Annotated in this window: 15 protein-coding genes and 1 tRNA gene; 10 read left to right on the top strand and 6 right to left on the bottom strand. The window is 63.9% G+C overall.

Annotated features, from left to right (window positions below; all coding sequences use genetic code 11):
* Position 1: 1 nt before the first annotated feature.
* Both AC25Y4_RS13635 and AC25Y4_RS13630 read right to left on the bottom strand, forming a co-directional pair.
* Entirely contained in the window at positions 2–598 is a 597-nt protein-coding gene (locus AC25Y4_RS13635; RefSeq protein WP_488120971.1) for an FHA domain-containing protein FhaB/FipA, read from the bottom strand.
* Between the two features lie 2 nt (positions 599–600).
* Positions 601–1,350: an FHA domain-containing protein gene (locus tag AC25Y4_RS13630; RefSeq protein ID WP_488120970.1), complete on the bottom strand. Its 750-nt coding sequence runs from the start codon at positions 1,348–1,350 to the stop codon at positions 601–603.
* Between the two features lie 285 nt (positions 1,351–1,635).
* Here AC25Y4_RS13630 and AC25Y4_RS13625 point away from each other — a divergent pair.
* Positions 1,636–1,719, top strand: a tRNA-Leu gene (locus AC25Y4_RS13625).
* 116 nt (positions 1,720–1,835) lie between these two features.
* Here AC25Y4_RS13625 and AC25Y4_RS13620 read toward each other — a convergent pair.
* Complete coding sequence (locus tag AC25Y4_RS13620) at positions 1,836–2,468, bottom strand: TetR/AcrR family transcriptional regulator (RefSeq protein ID WP_488120969.1); 633 nt, start codon at positions 2,466–2,468, stop codon at positions 1,836–1,838.
* Positions 2,469–2,750: 282 nt separating this feature from the next.
* On the opposite strand from AC25Y4_RS13620, the gene AC25Y4_RS13615 reads away from it, so the two are divergent.
* The 5 genes from AC25Y4_RS13615 to AC25Y4_RS13595 all read left to right on the top strand — a co-directional run bounded on the left by AC25Y4_RS13615 (position 2,751) and on the right by AC25Y4_RS13595 (position 9,337).
* Positions 2,751–5,018 (top strand): ABC transporter permease, encoded by a 2,268-nt coding sequence (locus AC25Y4_RS13615; protein WP_488120968.1) that lies wholly within the window; start codon positions 2,751–2,753, stop codon positions 5,016–5,018.
* Positions 5,019–5,300: 282 nt separating this feature from the next.
* A complete protein-coding gene (locus AC25Y4_RS13610; protein WP_488120967.1) occupies positions 5,301–6,371 on the top strand; it encodes a Re/Si-specific NAD(P)(+) transhydrogenase subunit alpha in 1,071 nt (356 codons plus the stop codon).
* A gap of 2 nt (positions 6,372–6,373) precedes the next feature.
* Positions 6,374–6,709 (top strand): NAD(P) transhydrogenase subunit alpha part 2, encoded by a 336-nt coding sequence (locus AC25Y4_RS13605; protein WP_488120966.1) that lies wholly within the window; start codon positions 6,374–6,376, stop codon positions 6,707–6,709.
* 2 nt (positions 6,710–6,711) lie between these two features.
* Positions 6,712–8,127 carry an NAD(P)(+) transhydrogenase (Re/Si-specific) subunit beta gene (locus tag AC25Y4_RS13600; protein ID WP_488120965.1) on the top strand — a complete coding sequence of 472 codons (1,416 nt, stop codon included), beginning with the start codon at positions 6,712–6,714 and terminating at the stop codon, positions 8,125–8,127.
* A gap of 364 nt (positions 8,128–8,491) precedes the next feature.
* A complete protein-coding gene (locus AC25Y4_RS13595) occupies positions 8,492–9,337 on the top strand; it encodes a hypothetical protein (protein WP_488120964.1) in 846 nt (281 codons plus the stop codon).
* 333 nt (positions 9,338–9,670) lie between these two features.
* On the opposite strand, the gene AC25Y4_RS13590 is transcribed toward AC25Y4_RS13595, so the two are convergent.
* The gene (locus tag AC25Y4_RS13590; RefSeq protein ID WP_488120963.1) at positions 9,671–11,200 is read right to left on the bottom strand and encodes a SulP family inorganic anion transporter; all 1,530 of its coding nucleotides are present in this window, start codon (positions 11,198–11,200) and stop codon (positions 9,671–9,673) included.
* A gap of 70 nt (positions 11,201–11,270) precedes the next feature.
* Positions 11,271–11,915, bottom strand: a complete 645-nt coding sequence (locus tag AC25Y4_RS13585; protein WP_488120962.1) for a ScbR family autoregulator-binding transcription factor — start codon at positions 11,913–11,915, stop codon at positions 11,271–11,273.
* 327 nt (positions 11,916–12,242) lie between these two features.
* Here AC25Y4_RS13585 and AC25Y4_RS13580 point away from each other — a divergent pair, with 327 nt between their 5' ends.
* Complete coding sequence (locus AC25Y4_RS13580; protein WP_488120961.1) at positions 12,243–12,653, top strand: NUDIX hydrolase; 411 nt, start codon at positions 12,243–12,245, stop codon at positions 12,651–12,653.
* Here AC25Y4_RS13580 and AC25Y4_RS13575 read toward each other — a convergent pair.
* Positions 12,643–13,770, bottom strand: coding sequence for a LacI family DNA-binding transcriptional regulator (locus AC25Y4_RS13575; protein WP_488120960.1), 1,128 nt, complete (start codon positions 13,768–13,770; stop codon positions 12,643–12,645). The two genes, AC25Y4_RS13580 and AC25Y4_RS13575, sit on opposite strands and share 11 nt — an antisense overlap.
* A gap of 311 nt (positions 13,771–14,081) precedes the next feature.
* On the opposite strand from AC25Y4_RS13575, the gene araB reads away from it, so the two are divergent.
* The 3 genes from araB to araA are packed head-to-tail and all read left to right on the top strand — an operon-like array spanning position 14,082 to position 18,081.
* Positions 14,082–15,839, top strand: coding sequence for a ribulokinase (gene araB, locus AC25Y4_RS13570; protein WP_488120959.1), 1,758 nt, complete (start codon positions 14,082–14,084; stop codon positions 15,837–15,839).
* Positions 15,836–16,564: an L-ribulose-5-phosphate 4-epimerase gene (locus AC25Y4_RS13565; RefSeq protein WP_488120958.1), complete on the top strand. Its 729-nt coding sequence runs from the start codon at positions 15,836–15,838 to the stop codon at positions 16,562–16,564. The genes araB and AC25Y4_RS13565 overlap by 4 nt, the downstream gene beginning before the upstream one ends.
* Positions 16,564–18,081 (top strand): L-arabinose isomerase, encoded by a 1,518-nt coding sequence (gene araA / locus AC25Y4_RS13560; protein WP_488120957.1) that lies wholly within the window; start codon positions 16,564–16,566, stop codon positions 18,079–18,081. Before AC25Y4_RS13565 ends, araA begins: the two co-directional genes overlap by 1 nt.
* Positions 18,082–18,125 lie beyond the last annotated feature (44 nt).

Raw genomic sequence — 18,125 nt, 5'->3', positions numbered from 1 at the left:
CCTACCGCCGCAGCTCGAAGCTCGTTGCGCCGATCTTGACGGGCGTATTGAGGGGCACCGGCGTTGGAACGGCTACTCGGGCACCGGCGAGGAATGTGCCGTTTGTTGAGTCGAGGTCCTGGATCATCCACTCGCCATTCCAGAGCATGAGCCTGGCGTGGTGTGTCGACGTGTAGTCGTCGCGAATGACAAGACTCGAGTCGCTGGAGCGGCCGATGGTGACGGGATCGGATCCGAGCGGGAACTCGGTTCCGGCCTTCGGGCCTGAGGTGATGACCAGGCGCGTGGCGTTCTGGCTGGTGGCCCTGCCTGGCGCGGCCGGTGAGCCGGTAGATCCCGGTGAGGTGATGGCCTCAGTGGGGAGGTCTGCCGCCGGGGCGTACGCAAAAGCGGGGGCTGGCGGTGCGGCAGCGGGCGGCGGGCTGCTGGGGAACGCGGCTGCGGGGGAGGGAACCGGTGCGGCAGCGACATCCGGTTGCAGCTTGCGAACCCGCTGCCCGAAGAGGTCGCTGCGGAGGGCGTAAACAATGCCGAAGATGAAGAGCCAGAGCACCAGGAGGAAGCCAAGGCGGAGAACCAGGAGGGTGAGTTCACTCACGTTCACGACGCAGGCCCCCAGAATCCACCCATGTCGTGGCGCTCGGCCGAACCGCTGTTGCGGGCTGGCGGGGTGGGGTTGGCGGATGCCGCTTGCGCGACCACCCGGAACGTTATCTGGGTTCGACCAATGCTGATGACGGACTCCGGTTCGAGGACTGCCTGCTTCACGGGAGATCCGTTCAGCTGGGAGCCGTTGGTGGAACCAAGGTCGCGTACCTGGGCGTGGGAACCATCCCAGATGATCTCAACGTGTCGGCGCGATGTGCCGGTGTCGCTGACGGTGATGTCGGCGTCGCTGCCACGACCGATGACGGTGCGTGACTTGGTCAGCGGATACCGCGTTCCGTTGATATCGACGACGGGGGTCCAGGCGATGGTGCCTGAGACACTGCTGGAGTCAATCTGGACCATGCCCTCACTGAGGCTTGGGTCTTCGACAATGGCAATGGATACAGCGCCGGCGAACTGATAGCGCTGCGTCGCCGCATGCCGCTGCACGAGCTGGGTCAGTTCGTCGACGAGGGTCGGACCGATACCGGTCATCCGCCTGTAGTCGGCCGGTGCCATGCGCACGGCAAAGCGATTGGGCGCGAGGATACGGTCGCGGGAAACGACCGCGGCTTTGGTGTCGAGCTCCCTACGCAGCGCGGATGTGATCTCCACCGGCTGCAGGCCCGACTTAAAGGTCTTGGCGAAAGCGCCGTTGACGGCGCGCTCCAAGCCCTTTTCAAAGTTATCCAGTATGCCCACAGGTCTCCCGATCCGGTCCGTTTGGCTATGAGCATGTTACTTGCCTCTGGTGTTAACTCGCCTGAGGGTCCCTCAAAGTGTGAATTGTCATCATATGGGGTGATCGTCGTGGCTTGCTGTGGCACCCATTGTCTGCCTGCTTGTCACTCTGCCGGTTCGGCGGTGAAAGCGAGGGTCTTTCTTGTCATTCACGCCGCTGGAGGGCTATCGAGCGTGGCCGCGGGCGTTTTCGAGTCTGGCTCAGTTCGCGAAGTGCATCCGGAAGGTGTTAGCATTTCCAAGTTCGCGCGAGTGGCGGAATTGGCAGACGCGCTGGCTTCAGGTGCCAGTGCTCGAAAGGGCGTGGGGGTTCAAGTCCCCCCTCGCGCACGCGAATGAATGAGCTGGGGCCAACCAGCTCAACACGAAAGGCCCCCGAGAAATCGGGGGCCTTTCGTGTTTAAGCGTTCCCGTCCGTCGACCGGCGGATCGAGTTGCGACCCCTCTTATAGAGGGGAGCGCGAGGTGTCTGGCGCGACGAGCATGCCGGCGGCGGCATCCGTTATGAAGCGGCCGGTGGTGACCCAGTCGGCCTGGTCTGGGTTTACGCTGTTGCGTTCCTCGACCTCTGCGCATACCTCGGAGATCATGTGCGCAATGAGCCGGAAACGCCCATTGATCACGTCGGCGGGAACGTGCGACAGTCGGTCAGCGACGAGGCGTGCCACGCGACGGATGCTCGGACCGAGCAATGGGTCACTCTCAAACTGCGCTGCCACTGCGGGATCGGTCAGCGTCTGGCGCAGAAATCGGGCTCGCCAGCTCGGCTGTGGAAGCCCAGCAAGCAGGTCCGTCATGGGGAGAACGATGCAGCGTACGTAGGTAAGGACGTCGCCGTCTTCTCCCACTTCATCAATCAGGGCTGAGCGGCGCGGTTCGAGCTCTGAAATCTGCCGCTGGACCATGGTCTGGAGCAGCTCGTCGCGCCCGCCGAAATGGTAGGCGACGGCAGAGTGATTTGAGTTGCCTGCGGCCTCGGCGATCCTTCGACTGGATACCTGCGCTACTCCATGCTGCGCGATGAGTTGTTCTGCCGCGCGCATCAGCGCCTCTCTGGCAGGGCCGCTCGGTCTGGCCACGTTCTTCACCGATTCTTATTCGTCGTCGCTGGTGTGCGATTTTCACTGTGGGCGCCAGCATCTGCATGGCCTCATGCCCAGTCTACGGGCCGATTTTGGATACTAAGTCAAGTGGCGTATATTCTCTCTACCGGGCCTCCCAGAGTTGTAGCCGATTTCGGCACACGCACTGGCGCGGGACCGAGTCTGTGTCGATTCCAGGCGCTCGGGCCCGTCCCTGCGCGTACGTCGTGTTTCACGTACGCGGTGTCAGCTGTTGCCGCAAGGCGGCAAGGAAGTCACATGTCACTCATATCCCCACCCGTCACCATTGACACCCCACCCGATCCAGAGTCCGGTGCCACCGACGCCGCGAAGGCCCGCAAAACAGCAATTGCCACCGTGATCGGCGCGCTCGTGTTCGCCTTCCTCATGGTCGGCATGATGATGAGCGTCTACATCGGCACGATGCACGCACCGTCACCGCACGACATGCCCATCGCCGTTGTCGGCAGCGGCGCCCTGGCCGAAGACGTCGTGTTCGCGCTGGAAAAGGCGGAGGATTCCCCCGCCTCCATCCAGATCGTCGATTCTGTGGCCGAGGCCAAGCAGCTGCTGCACGACCGCGAGATTTCCGGTGCGATTGAGCTGCCGGCCGATGGCTCGAGCGAAACTGCTGCCACGATCTACACCGCGTCGGCGGCGGGAGCCTCGCAGGCATCCGTTGTGCAGCAGATGCTCACCCCGATCGCCCTTGAGGCCGGGCTGAGCGTCGACGTGAATGAACTCACGCCACTGCCGGCCGGAGACAGCGCGGGTATCTCCGTGATGTTCATGGCCATGGGCTTCATGCTTGCCGGGTACATGCCGATCAGCCTGATGCTCACCGGCGCCCCAGAGTTGCTGCGCCTGCGCAAGTTCGTACCGATCTGGGCCGGCTGGGCAGCGCTGATGAGCACACTCGTCTGGTTCATCGCCGAACCACTCATCGGTGCCGTTGAAGGCCACACCGCCGCGCTGCTTGGCATCGGCTGGCTCGCGATCTTCAGCGTCGGAGTCATGCAGCTGTTCCTGTCGAGGCTCCTCGGCCCCGCCGCTGTCCTGATCGGAATGCTGCTGATCATTGTGATGGGCATGCCAGCGTCGAATATGGCGATGTCTGTGCACACCATGCCTGGATTCTTCGGATTCCTCCATGGCATCCTCCCGTTGGCTGGCGCCGGCGAAGCACTTCGCTCCGTGGTCTACTTCGGCGGTGACGGGGTCGGCGGATACCTGCTCCGGTTCGTGATCGCTGCGGTTCTCGCGATTCTGGCGACGGCCGGATTCGATCTCATGCGCCGCAAGAAGAAGGCAGCAAAAGACCTAGCGGCAGCGAACGCTGCAGATGAAGCGGGAACGCCTACTGTGGAGCCCGTCGTGGTCCCTGCCGCCGTCGGACCGGTTCGGATCCCCGCAACGCCCAACGGCAAGCCCCGCTCCACTCCCGTGCGATACCTCACACTTGCCCTGTTCCCGTTCCTGATGGTCAGCCTGATGGTGGGCATCATGCTGGCCGCGATGCACAGCCCCAGCCCTGTCGGGGTTCCCGTTGCCGTGGTGAGCTCCACCGAGGGCGTGGCGGCCCAGATGGCGGAGGGTCTTGAAGAGAACATGGGCGACATGCTCAACATCTCGGTTCTCTCGTCGGCCGAGGAGGCCAGCGACCAGGTATTCGAGGGTGACCTGGTCGGCGCCGTTGTCATGCCGGATGCCACGAATCCCAGTGCAACGCTATACACGGCGGGTGCCGCCGGAACGGCACAGCAGCAGGTCGTGCAGCGGGTCTTCCAGCAGGTTGCCCTGCAGGGCGGCTTCGACGTTGAGATGGTCGACGTTGCGCCGGTCGCCGACACTGACACGAGTGGCTCGACGATGCTGTACATGACGATGGGCCTGGTCATGGCAGGATTCCTCGGAGTCACCGTGCTCGCCGGCGGTGCAATCTGGGCGCTTCGCCTGCGCAAGCTGGTGCCGATTCTCGCGGCGTGGGCGGTCGTCATGTCGACGGTCGTGTGGACGATCGCCGGCCCCCTCGTCGGGGCCTACCAGGGGCCGGCCTTCGCGTTCCTGGGTATCGGAATCCTGACGATCTTCAGCCTGGGGCTGGTCACGGCGGCGTTTGCACGCCTTATGGGAATCCTCGCGGTCATCCCCGTGGTGACGATCTTCATGTTCGTCGGCGTACCGGCATCCGGTGGTGGATTGTCCACCTATATGCAACCGGGCCTGTTCCAGACGCTCCAGCACGTGCTGCCCCTGCCAGCAGTGCTGATGTCGGTTCGTTCGGTCACGTACTTCGATGGGTTCGGACTCGGCGCGTTCCTGCTGACGATCGCGATCTGGGGAGCTGCCGGACTGGTGGTGAACATCATCATCTCGCTGATCCAGAACGCGAAGACTGCCCGCACGTCGAAGCACGCGATTGGCAGCGGCCCGGCGCCTGGCGCAGCCGGTGGAGCTGTCGGTGAGCCGACGGTCACGCTGGATGATGAACTCACACAGTTGGATGAGCTCAACTTGGTGAAGTAGCGACAGTGAAGTAGCGACACGTAGTTCCACACGAACGGCCCCCGATTGCTCGGGGGCCGTTCGTCGTTTCTCGCCGTCCAGTGGAGGCCGCTCAGGCACATCGGAGTTGCGACATGCAGAACTGTCCACCAAATCGTGCGTCATCTGCGTATAGCTTGTCGATAGCGTGTGTCCGTTCTGGGTTGGGACCGACATCTGCCTTGTCTGAAGCTCCGCGCGTCACATCGAAGTGAAGAGGGATGAAGCATGGTCAGCGAGAAAGAAGGACTCCGAGTAGGAGTCGTGACCGAGACCCAAGCTGGGGAACGCCGGGTGGCCCTGGTTCCGAAGGCCGCCGCCACCCTGGTGTCCCAGGGACTTCGGGTAATAGTGGAGTCCGGAGCCGGGCAGGCAGCACTCATGCCAGACGCCCTCTATGTCGAGGCGGGTGCCGAGATCGGCGACGCATGGTCAGCCGAGGTGGTCTTGAAAGTCGCTCCTCCGACATCGGCTGAGATTGCGAAGCTGGTGCCTGGGGCGACCCTCATCGGCTTCCTCAACCCCCGGAACACCGAGAACCAGATCGACGCGCTGCGGGCCGCGAGGATCAACGGATACGCCGTTGAGGCGATCCCTCGAATCTCGCGAGCCCAGGTGATGGATGCGTTGTCGTCCCAGGCCAATGTGGCCGGCTACAAGTCGGTGATCCTTGCGGCGTCACTGTCGACGCGCTTCTTCCCCATGCTGACCACCGCGGCCGGCACGGTGAAGCCGGCGAGCGTGCTCGTGCTCGGTGTCGGAGTGGCCGGCCTGCAGGCCCTGGCAACCGCGAAGCGGCTCGGCGGGCGCGTGACAGGGTACGACGTGCGGCCAGAGGTGGCCGACCAGGTTCGGTCAGTGGGCGCGCAGTGGCTCGACTTGGCCATCGAGGCGGCAGGCGAAGGCGGCTATGCCAGGGAGCTGACAGAAGAGGAACGCGCACAGCAGCAGCGGGCCCTCGAGGAAGCCATTAAAGGCTTCGACGTTGTGATCACCACGGCGCTGGTACCCGGGCGGCCGGCGCCCCGCCTCGTGACGGCGGCTGCGGTCGAGGGCATGAAGCCGGGCAGCGTCGTGATCGACCTGGCCGGCGAGACCGGCGGCAACTGCGAGCTGACCGAACCGGGGGAGACGGTGGTTCGGCACGGCGTCACGATCGCGTCGCCATTGAACCTACCGGCGACCATGCCAGAACACGCGAGCGAGCTGTACTCGAAGAACCTGACGGCACTCGTCTCCCTTCTCGTGCATGACGGGCAACTGGCACCCGACTTCACCGACGAGGTCATCGCCAAGTCGTGCGTCACCCGCATCGAACCCCGAGAGGAAAGCTGACCATGGACGACTACACCGGATTCCTGGCGAATATCGCCATTCTCGTGCTGTCTGGATTTGTCGGCTTCGCCGTCATCTCCAAGGTGCCCAACACCCTGCACACCCCGCTGATGTCGGGGACCAACGCCATCCACGGAATCGTCGTGCTCGGCGCGCTCACGGTGCTCGGCACGGTGGAAGAGCCAAGCATCCTGATGCAGGTCATCTGCTTCATCGCCCTGGTGTTCGGAACCGTCAATGTGGTCGGTGGATTCGTCGTGACCGATCGGATGCTCGCCATGTTCAAGCCCAAGCGGGCCGTGCGCACCGAAGCCGTGCGTCCCGAAGGAGACAAGTAACGATGGACAATCTCGTCTACGGGCTCTACATCATCGCCTTCGCGATGTTCATCTACGGTCTGATGGGCCTCACCGGCCCCCAAACCGCCGTGCGCGGTAACCGCGTCGCAGCGGCTGGCATGGCCATCGCCGTCATCGCCACCCTCATCCACATCCGTGACACCGGCAACTGGGTGCTCATCATCGCCGGCCTCGTGGTGGGAATCGCATTCGGCATACCGCCGGCGCGCAGGGTCAAGATGACGGCGATGCCGCAGCTGGTTGCCCTGTTCAACGGTGTTGGCGGTGGAACAGTCGCGTTGATCGCGTGGGCCGAGTTCATGGAGAGTGACGGCTTCATCCACTTTGACGATGGCACAGGACCGGTGATCCCGATCGTCGTCGCATCCCTCTTCGCTGCGATCATTGGCTCACTCTCGTTCTGGGGCTCGATTGTCGCGTTTTTGAAACTGCAGGAAGTGCTCCCTGGCCGACCCATCACGCTCGGGCGGCTGCAGCAACCGCTGAACCTTGTCATTCTGGTCGCTGCCATCGGAGCTGCCGTCATGGTGGGTATTGGTGCGGCAGGCACTGGGGCAGCCGGCTGGTGGTTCGTCGTGACTCTGGTGATTGCTGCGGCACTCGGTTTGATGGTGGTTCTGCCCATTGGTGGGGCAGACATGCCTGTCGTGATCTCAATGCTGAACGCATTGACCGGGCTCTCAGCCGCGGCCGCGGGCCTGGCACTGAACAACGTGGCCATGATCGTCGCAGGCATGATCGTTGGTGCGTCGGGGTCGATCCTGACCAACCTCATGGCCAAGGCGATGAATCGTTCGATCCCGGCCATTGTCGCTGGAGGGTTCGGTGGCACCCGCGGAGGCGCGGCAGCTGCCACCGGCGAACACACGGTGAAGTCGACGACAGCAGCCGACGCCGCCATTCAGCTGGCATACGCCAACCAGGTCATCGTCGTGCCCGGCTATGGTCTCGCGGTCGCGCAGGCACAGCACGCCGTGAAAGACATGGCCAAGTTGCTCGAAGCCAAGGGCGTCGAGGTCAAGTACGCCATTCACCCGGTGGCCGGTCGCATGCCCGGGCACATGAACGTTCTCCTGGCCGAAGCGGATGTCTCCTACGACGCCATGAAAGAGATGGACGACATCAACGATGAGTTCGCTCGCACGGACGTCTCCATCGTCATCGGCGCCAACGACGTCACCAACCCGGCTGCCCGCAACGACCCGAATTCGCCGATTCACGGGATGCCGATCCTGAACGTCGACCAATCGAAGTCGGTGATCGTGCTCAAGCGCTCGATGGGTTCAGGATTCGCGGGCATCGAGAACCCACTCTTCTATGCCCCCACCACGTCGATGCTCTTTGGCGACGCGAAGAAATCGGTCGCTGCGATCACGGAGGAGCTCAAGTCGCTGTAGAGCGATTCAGCGGTTCATACCTACGAAGACCTCCGCCGCCGGTGAGCATGAGCCCACAGGCAGCGGGGGTTTTCGGCATTCAGGGGCGCCTGCAGAAAGTATCCACATGTGGAAACTCCTGTTAATAACTACACAGCTGTAATTCGAAAACTACAAAAGTGTAATTCGAATGACAAGAAATTTGAGAAGCGACAGTATGGAACTGGTGTTCACGTGCTCGGATATCGACGACAGCGGTCTTCCGTGATCGCATGGTCGCAATCTACGATGAGGCAAGCCAAGGCTCGGGCGCAGGGCCCGGATTCCGCTAACGCGCGGATCTGGTTCCGGCCACGGTCGTCAGCAGGGTTCGGGGAGGCATCCATTGACAGGAACATTCGTCTTCATCCACGGCACGGGGCGTCAGGACCACCAGACGAACCAAAAGTCGGTGCGGGCGCAGCTGGCTCGGATTCCCGAGCTCGCCGACTTTGACTACGTGGGAGTCGAATGGGCCGACATTGCGGCCGGGCCCATTGATGTCATTCCGGCCCTCCCCGCGCACTATGGCGCCCTGGCCGACGGAGCAGAGGCGCTGAGCGGAGAAGAGGCTATCTCCCGCTTCGCGCGCGACCTCTATACAGAGGCGCAGGATGCGCAGGCCGCTGCACCCCAGGGTCTCGTTCGCGAGACCTCGCTTCGCATTCTCACGGATGCCATCGAAAAGTACCGTGCACCCCTCACGACGGCCGCCACCGACTTTGTGGCGAACGTGATCTTCTATCTGAAGCGAGGGGGCGGCATCCGTCGGCTTGCCCAGCAGGTCATCGGGGGAGTGGACCAGTCTGCCCCGGTTGTTGTGGCCGGCCACAGCCTCGGCGGTGTCATCGCCATCGACCTGCTGAGTGACCCTGACTGGACCGAGAGGCGGGTTGACCTGGCGGTCACCATCGGCAGCCAGGCGCCGCTGCTCTACCTCATGGACGCGCTCACCACCCTCCGGCCCGGATTCGAGGTGCAGCCGTTCAGTCCGTGGCTGAACATCTTCAACCCGCGGGATCCGCTGGGATTCCGGGCGGCAGAGGTCTTCAGCTGGGCAGACAGGCCTCCGACCGACGCCGTCGTGCTGACCCCGCGTGACCTCCCAGCTGTGCATGCGAACTACATCGACGAACCGTCTGTCTATGACGAGATCGCCGACGCTCTGGCGCAGGTACACACGTTCGATTAACGATTCTGAGGCGCCGAGCGGAACCTCGAATAACACTGCTGTAGTTATCCACAATTTGTGCACAGGCTGTGGATAACTCTGTTTTTGCCTGTGTGGATAAGAATCTGGGTTTCAACAGGGAAAACGCTTCTATTAACAGGTTTATCCACAGGTATAACCACAGCTTGTGCACACGCTTATTCACAGAATTAGCCGCGGATCGGCTGTTTTTCGCCGACTGTGCCGGTTACAACCGACGGACTTTGGTGGTTACAACCGGGGGACTTTGACGGTTACGAGTCGCCAACTTTGACGGTTACGAGTCGCCGACTTTGACGGTTACGGCGCGGGACACTACTGGTCGAGCGTGCCGCTGAGGCGGCCGTGCAGGTTCGCGCTGCGCTCATCGAGGCCGACGAATGACACCGAAACCCCGTGGGCGGCGTACTTGTCTGCAATGGAGTCGAGCGTTGCAACCGTTGACGCATCCCAGATCTGCGCGTGGCTGAAATCGATCGTCACGGCGTCGGGATCCTCGCCATACGAGAACTGCTCGACGAGGTCGTTGCTGCTGCCGAAGAACAGCGGGCCGTTCACCCTGTATGTCACGGCGGCTGCGGCTGCGGCTGCGGCGGCTGCGGTGGCGGAGGGGGCGTTACCCATGTCCTCGCCGGTCACGATGCGGTCGACGCTGGCCACATGGGCGACTCGCCTGGCGAAGAGGATCATCGCGAGCACGGTTCCGGCGACAACGCCGATGGCCAGGTTGTGGGTGACGACAACCAGCACGACAGTGGTGACCATGACGAAGGTCTCTGAGAGTGGCATCCGCTTGAGGGTCGACGGCCTCACGCTGTGCCAGTTGACGGTCTTGAGGGCGACGATCATCATGACGGCGGCCAGGGCGACCATGGGAATGAGTTCCATCACGCTGCTAAGAGCCGTGACCAGGATGAGCAGGAATATCCCGGCGACGAAGGTGGAGATGCGGGTGCGTGCCCGGCCGAGCTTCACGTTGACGACCGTCTGGCCGATCATCGCGCAGCCGGCAATGCCGCCGTAGAAGCCGGCGGCGATGTTGGCGATGCCGAGTGCCCAGGACTCGCGCCCCTTCGACGAGCGGGTCTCTGTGATGTCGTCGACGAGCTTCGCGGTGAGGAGCGTCTCCATGAGGCCGACGAACGCCACGCTGAGTGCCGTCGGCCAGATGAGCCCCAGCGTCTCGAGGTTGAGTGGAACGAGGAGTTCAGTGATGCCGGGCAGCCCGCCGGAGATCACGCCCTGGTCGCCGACGTTCGGAATCTGGAGGTGCGCGATGACCGAGATGAGGGTCACCACGATGATGGCGACGAGGGGAGCAGGCACAGCCGTCGTCAAACGGGGGAGCAGCACGACGATGAGCACGGTCAGCGCGAACAGCGGATACACCAGCCACGGCACGCCGAGCAGGTGCGGAACCTGGGCGACGAAGATAAGGATGCCGAGCGAATTGACGAAGCCGATCATCACCGAGCGCGGGATGAAGCGCATGAGCCTGGCGAAACCGCCCAGGCCGAACGCGATCTGGATGATTCCGGCCAGCACCACTGTTGGGAGCAGGTATTCGACACCGTGTTCCTTGACCAGGGGCCCGATCACGAGCGCGACGGCGCCAGCGGCAGCCGTGATCATGGCGGGCCTACCGCCCAGAATCGACATGGTGATGGCCAGGACAACGGATGCCATCAGGCTGACCCGTGGATCGACCCCGGCAATCACGGAGAACGAGATGACCTCAGGGATGAGCGCCAGCGTGGTGACGACACCGGCCAGCACTTCGACGCTGAGCAGTCGGGGGTTACGGAGGGTTGCCCAGACGGTGGGGGAGGAAGGAGCGAGAGTCACTCGCACAACTCTAAGACCGCGTCAGCCGTTCTGGCGCATGACCGCATGGGTGGAAGAGCGGCCGGAGTGGTCAGTGCTCGAGTGACTGGCGGATGCTGCGGGACTGCTCGACGAGCGTGGCAGCGCGCCCAGGCGGCACGATCGAGGGCAGGAAGATGGCCCACATCTCCTCCATGCGTTGGTAGAGGTCCGCGCGGCCGGTCAGAATCTCCGAGACCATCTGCACGCCGGTGAAGGCGGGGACGATGAGGTGGGCAATTGACTCTGGCTCGACGCCCGCACGCAATTCGCCACGTGCGTCATCGATCAGCAGTTGCGCTTCGACGGCCGTGATCCAGTCCTGATAGGGATAGACGATGGGTGTCGCGAGGTTGGACGATTCAAGGGTCAGCCGGATGCCGGCGCGAACGACGGGATCTCTGGTGAGTTGGCGGGAGAACTGGAACGTCAGCCAGATGATGGCAGGGACTCCGGCAAGTTCCAGTCGCTGCAGGTCGCTGACCAACGCGATACCCGCATCGTGCTGGGCGGCAATGAGGGCCAGCGCCAGGGCTTCCTTGGACTCGAAGTGGAAGTACAGGGCGCCCTTGGTCACGCCGGCGGCGGCTGCGATGTCATTCATGGATGTGCCGCCGTAGCCGCGCACCTGGAAGATCGCCGCCGCGGCTCCCATAATGGCTGCGCGCGTCTCAATGGCTCTGGCCTGGATTGGCATGCCCCTCCTCCGATTGGAGGGTCGAACACTCGTCAAGCAGAACGACGGTGGCGGGTCGCGACCCGAAAGTGGCCGTATCGGGGGCGTGATCCCCCGATCGCGCCCCCGGGATACGGCGGTGTCCACCCCAATTTGTCCCCGTGGTTAAGAACATACCAGAAGGTATTTTTCCCGACACTGGCAATGCCCTGAACATCTTGCAACCCTCACGTAAACACTACATGACGAAGCGTTTTGTTCCGACGCCGCCCGGTTAGCGTGGTGGTGGTCACGGGGGCGGTGCGCCGTGATGAGGCATCACCCAGCACACCCCGGTAGCGTGAAGTCATGCCCAACGAGACTCTGACCATTGCCGGCGTGTGTTTTCTTGATGCGACATCGCGCTTGTTGACGGTGCGGAAGCGCGGAATGGCAATGTTCCAGTTGCCGGGCGGGAAGCTGGACCCCGGAGAGACTCCGTTGGCTGCGGCCCTCCGCGAAGTGGCGGAAGAGATTCTCGTCGAGCTGCGGCCGGAGGACCTCACCCTGCTCGGAACCTGGAGCGCTCCGGCGGCCAATGAGCCGAACACAGACATCAACGCGACGGTCTTCCTGAGCAGCGTGCCCGCCGCTCCCGTCGCTGCCGCCGAAATCGAGGAGCTGCACTGGGTGGATCTGGACGACCCGGCCGGCTACGAACTCTTTGCACCGCTGCTGCGCACGCACGTCTTTGCGGCGCTCACCGCCGTCAGGAACTGACCGGAGCCGTCGATTCCCGTTCGACCAGCGTGAATGGAACGGTGATTTCGCGGGGCTCGATCACGGAATCGCGTGCCGAAAGACGTTCCATGAGCATCTCGACGGCCAACGCGGCAATCTGCTCGCGCCCCGGACTGATCGTCGTGAGCGCGGGCAAGGAGTAGCGCGATTCATCGAGGTCGTCGAAGCCGATGACCGAGACGTCCTCCGGAATGCGGATACCGTTCTCACCCAGCACTCTGAGGGCACCGAGGGCCAGTGAGTCGTTGAAGCCGACGATCCCGTCGAATGCGACGCCATCGTCGATGAGCGCCTGAGTCGCCAGCGCGCCGTCGAAGCGCGTCCAGTGATCGGCCCGGCGTACGAGCGAGGGGTCGACCTCGATTCCAGCGGATGCCAGCGCCTGCTGGTAGCCGAGCAGCCGCAGATTTGCCGTGCCGGCTTCTGCGCCAGGGTGCGCACCCACCACGGCGATCCGGGTGCGGCCGAGCGCCAGCAGGTGCTCTGTCGCGGCTTTGATTGCTTCGGTGTTGCGCATGGTCACGTGGTCGACTGGGGCGTTCTCGTCGCGGTGGCCGGTTGCGGCCGATGTGACCTGGGCGTAGAGCCCGGTGTCATCATGGCCAGGCGTGCGCACACTGAACAGCACGCCGTCGACGAGCTGGGTCTTCGTCGCGTGTCCAGGGTCGCTGGGGGCGGACTGTGCGGCGCCCTCGGGCTGTTCAGCGTTCTTCGACTGTTCAGCGTTCTTCGACTGTTCAGCGTTCTTCGACTGCTCTGTGTTCTTTGACTGCTCTGTGCTCTTTGACGGCTCTGTGCTCTTTGATTGCTCGATAAGAACGGAAATGCCGGTGTGGTCTGCGGCATCGATCACGGCCGCTGCGAGCTCGGAGAAGTACGGGTTGCGGAGCGAGGGAACGACGAGTCCGATAACGCCGGTGCGCCCTGAACGCAGGTTGCGCGCATTGAGATTCGGGCGATAGTCGAGCTGCGCGATGGCATCGAGCACCCGCTGTTTGGTCTCTGGCCGAATGTGCGGATAGCTGTGGATCACGTTCGAGACGGTCTTGATCGAGACCCCCGCGCGTGCGGCGACGTCGGACAGGGTGGCGGCCATCGGTCCTCTTCTCCTGCTCGGTGCTATCTCGCTCGGTGCGTGTCTCTGCATGGTGCTCGTGCTGCGTGCTGGGTGCTCCGAGCCACTCAGTGACTCTAGCTGGCGGCATCCGCTTCGCTGCGCGCTCCTGAACCCGATGGCTGGAATCGGGATGTTTGGTATCGAGATGTTTGGAATCAGGGGGAGGGGCTGGTAGATTTCTACAACGTTGTAGAAGCATACATTTCGTTCCAGACGGCCGAGCGGCCGAACTGGCCAGAAGACCAGACAAACCAGACAAACCAGACAAACCAGACAAAGGAGTCCACACCGTGAGCCTCGGTAACTCTTCACTCGCGGATGCCGCATCCCCGGCACCCGCAGACAGCTACGTGATCGGTGTCGACTACGGAACCCTCTCGGGGCGCGCCGTTGTGGTCCGCGTGTCAGACGGCGCCGAACTCGGCTCCGCTGAGCTGGCATACCCGCACGCCGTCATGGACACCACGTTGACGGCCGGCCCTGCTGCGGCATCCGGTGCCCCCGTCTCCCTCGCCCCTGACTGGGCGCTCCAGGTTCCAGGTGACTACGTCGCCGTGCTGAAGCACGCCGTGCCGGCTGCCATCGCGAACGCCGGGATCGACGCCGCCCAGGTGATCGGTATTGGAACCGACTTCACGGCCTGCACCATGGTGCCAACCCTCGCCGACGGCACTCCGCTCAGCGAGGTGCCCGCATTCGCCGACCGACCGCACGCCTACGTAAAGCTGTGGAAGCACCACGCTGCCCAGTCGCACGCCGACCGCATCAACGACCTCGCGTTCGAACGCGGGGAGAGCTGGCTGCCGCGCTACGGCGGGCTCATCTCCAGCGAGTGGGAGTTCGCCAAGGGGCTGCAGCTGCTGGAGGAAGACCCAGAGCTGTACAACACCATGGACCACTGGGTCGAGGCCGCTGACTGGATCATCTGGCAGCTGACCGGCCGCTACGTTCGGAACGCCTGCACCGCCGGCTACAAGGGCATCTGGCAGGACGGGGAGTACCCGACGAGCGACTTCCTCGCGGCGCTGAACCCCGACTTCGCCGGCTTCGTCAGCGACAAGGTTGAACACGAGATCGGCCAGCTCGGTGCAGCGGCTGGGACGCTCAGCGCCGAAGCTGCGGAGTGGACCGGCCTCCCAGTAGGCATCGCCGTGGCTGTCGGCAACGTCGACGCCCACGTGACCGCGCCGGCCGCCCAGGCCGTCGAGCCCGGCCAGATGGTCGCGATCATGGGAACCAGCACCTGCCACGTGATGAACTCAGACCACCTCGCTGAAGTGCCCGGCATGTGCGGTGTCGTCGACGGCGGCATCGTCTCAGGACTGTACGGCTACGAGGCCGGCCAGTCTGGTGTCGGCGACATCTTCGCCTGGTACGTCAAGAACCAGGTTCCGGCGCGCTACGTCGACGCCGCGAACGCCGCCGGGCTCAGCATCCACCAGTACCTGACCAACCTGGCCTTCGAGCAGCCGGTCGGCGCGCACGGCCTGGTCGCCCTCGACTGGCAGAGCGGCAACCGCTCCGTGCTCGTCGACCACGAACTCTCCGGCGTCGTGCTCGGCACCACCCTCACCACCAGGGCTGAAGAGATCTACCGGGCGCTGCTCGAGGCGACAGCCTTCGGCACCCGCACGATTGTGGAGACCTTCAACGAGTCTGGCGTTCCCGTCACCGAGTTCATCGTGGCCGGCGGCCTGCTCAAGAACCCCCAGCTCATGCAGACCTACTCCGACGTGCTGCGGATGCCGATCTCCACGATCGCCAGCGAGCAGGGCCCGGCGCTCGGCTCTGCTATTCACGCGGCCGTTGCTGCCGGTGCGTATGCCGACGTGCGAGAAGCCGGCGTCGTCATGGGCAAGGTCAACCGCAACGTCTACACGCCCAATCCAGATTCAGCGGATGCCTATGACAAGCTCTACGCCGAATACCAGCTGCTGCACGACTACTTCGGCCGCGGGGCCAATGAGGTCATGCACCGCCTCAAGGCCCTCAAGCGCGACGCCATCGCAGGCTCGGTTGCCCACGAGGGTGAGACCGTCACCGTATGAGCGACGTCAACCAGCACCGCGAATTCGACCAGCAGACGGCAGCCGCCATCGCCTCGGTGCGCGTCGACGTCGCAGCCCTGCATGCTGAGCTGACCCGCAACGGCCTCGTCGTCTGGACCGGCGGCAATGTCTCCGGCCGGGTGCCGGGCGCCGATCTGTTCGTGATCAAGCCGTCTGGCGTGAGCTACGACGATCTCGCCCCGGAGAACATGATCCTGTGCGACCTCGACGGTGCTGTTATTGCCGGTACGCCCGGGGCTGACCGGTCGCCGTCGAGCGACACAGCGGCGCACGCGTATGTGTACCGGAACATGCCGGAGGTCGGCGGAGTGGTGCACACGCACTCCACGTATGCCACGGCGTGGGCGGCGCGGGCTGAGGCGATCCCGTGTGTGATCACGGCGATGGCCGATGAGTTCGGCGGGGAGATCCCGGTCGGCCCGTTCGCGATCATCGGCGATGACTCCATTGGCCGCGGCATCGTGGAGACGTTGACCGGCCACCGCTCGCGTGCAGTGTTGATGGCCAACCATGGCCCGTTCACCATCGGCAAGGACGCCAAAGACGCGGTGAAGGCCGCCGTCATGGTCGAAGACGTCGCCCGCACGGTGCACATCGCCCGGCAGGGCGGCGAGCTCGTTCCGCTGCCGCAGAGCGCCATTGACTCACTTTTTGATCGTTACCAGAACGTCTACGGACAAGCACCCCAAGGAGCACTGAAGTAATGCCTTCCCTCACCTCAACCCTTGACCACTACGAAGTCTGGTTCCTCACCGGCAGCCAGAACCTCTACGGCGAGGAAACCCTGCGACAGGTCGCGGAGCAGTCACAGGAGATCGCCCGCACGCTCGACGCGGCAGGCAACATCCCGGTCAAGATCGTCTGGAAGCCCGTCCTCAAGGACTCAGACTCGATCCGCCGCCTCGCCCTCGAGGTGAATGCTGCAGACAACGTGATCGGCGTCATGGCCTGGATGCACACGTTCTCCCCGGCGAAGATGTGGATTCACGGCCTCGACGCCCTGACCAAGCCGCTGCTGCACCTGCACACGCAGGCCAACGTCGAACTGCCGTGGTCTGAGATCGACTTCGACTTCATGAACCTCAACCAGGCCGCCCACGGCGACCGGGAGTTCGGCTACATCCAGACGCGCCTCGGCGTCGTGCGGAAGACGGTCGTCGGCCACGCCACCAACCCGATCGTTACCGGCCAGATCGCCACGTGGCAGCGTGCAGCCGCCGGCTGGGCGGCATCCCGCTCGCTGAAGCTCGCCCGCTTCGGCGACAACATGCGTTATGTGGCCGTCACCGAGGGTGACAAGACAGAGGCAGAGTTGCGCTTCGGAGTGCAGGTCAACACCTGGGGCGTCAACGACCTGGCCGACGCGGTGCACGCGGCAACCGACGCCCAGATCGACGCGCTCGTTGCCGAATACGAAGAGCTCTACGACGTCGTGCCAGAGCTGCGAAAGGGCGGCGACCGCCACGACTCGCTTCGCTACGGCGCCGCGATCGAGATCGGCCTCCGCACCTTCCTCGAAGAGGGTGGCTTCGGCGCCTTCACCACCAGCTTCGAAGACCTGGGGTCCCTCCGCCAGCTGCCCGGCCTCGCTGTGCAGCGTCTCATGGCAGAGGGCTACGGCTTCGGTGCAGAGGGCGACTGGAAGACTGCCATCCTCGTGCGCGTCGCCAACGTGATGGGGGCCGGCCTGCCAGGCGGCGCCTCCCTCATGGAGGACTACACCTACGACCTCACTCCTGGCAGCGAACTCATCCTGGGCGCGCACATGCTCGAGGTGAGCCCGTCGCTGACCACGAAGAAGCCGACGCTCGAGATCCACCCGCTTGGCATCGGCGGCAAGGAAGACCCGGTTCGCCTGGTGTTCAACGCCGACCCGGGCCCGGCCGTTGTCGTCGCACTCTCCGACATGCGTGACCGTTTCCGCCTGGTGGCCAACGTCGTCGAGGTCGTCGAGCCGACGGCCCCGCTGCCCAACCTGCCCGTTGGTCGCGCCGTGTGGAAGCCAGCACCTGACTTTGCGACATCCGCTGCCGCCTGGCTCACCGCCGGTGCCGCTCACCACACCGTCATGTCGACGGCCGTTGGCATCGAGGTCTTCCAGGACTTCGCCGAGATCGCCCGCACTGAGCTGCTCGTGATCGACGAGAGCACCACTCTGCGCGAGTTCGGGCGCGAGGTGCGCTGGAACCAGGCCTATTACCGCCTCGCGCAGGGCTTGTAAGGAGCGGGAGGTCGTCAGGCCGGATCGAGCCTGGCTGGCGCCAG

The organism is Leifsonia sp. Y878 (assembly GCF_057669685.1).
This window is presented reverse-complemented; position numbering and strand designations above follow the sequence as displayed.

Coding starts and splice junctions, on each gene's coding strand:
- AC25Y4_RS13615 (WP_488120968.1), top strand. CDS start 2,751: ATGTCACTCATATCCCCACCCGTCACCATTGACACCCCACCCGATCCA.
- AC25Y4_RS13605 (WP_488120966.1), top strand. CDS start 6,374: ATGGACGACTACACCGGATTCCTGGCGAATATCGCCATTCTCGTGCTG.
- AC25Y4_RS13600 (WP_488120965.1), top strand. CDS start 6,712: ATGGACAATCTCGTCTACGGGCTCTACATCATCGCCTTCGCGATGTTC.
- AC25Y4_RS13585 (WP_488120962.1), bottom strand. CDS start 11,915: ATGCCAATCCAGGCCAGAGCCATTGAGACGCGCGCAGCCATTATGGGA.
- AC25Y4_RS13580 (WP_488120961.1), top strand. CDS start 12,243: ATGCCCAACGAGACTCTGACCATTGCCGGCGTGTGTTTTCTTGATGCG.
- AC25Y4_RS13575 (WP_488120960.1), bottom strand. CDS start 13,770: ATGGCCGCCACCCTGTCCGACGTCGCCGCACGCGCGGGGGTCTCGATC.
- AC25Y4_RS13565 (WP_488120958.1), top strand. CDS start 15,836: ATGAGCGACGTCAACCAGCACCGCGAATTCGACCAGCAGACGGCAGCC.
- araA (WP_488120957.1), top strand. CDS start 16,564: ATGCCTTCCCTCACCTCAACCCTTGACCACTACGAAGTCTGGTTCCTC.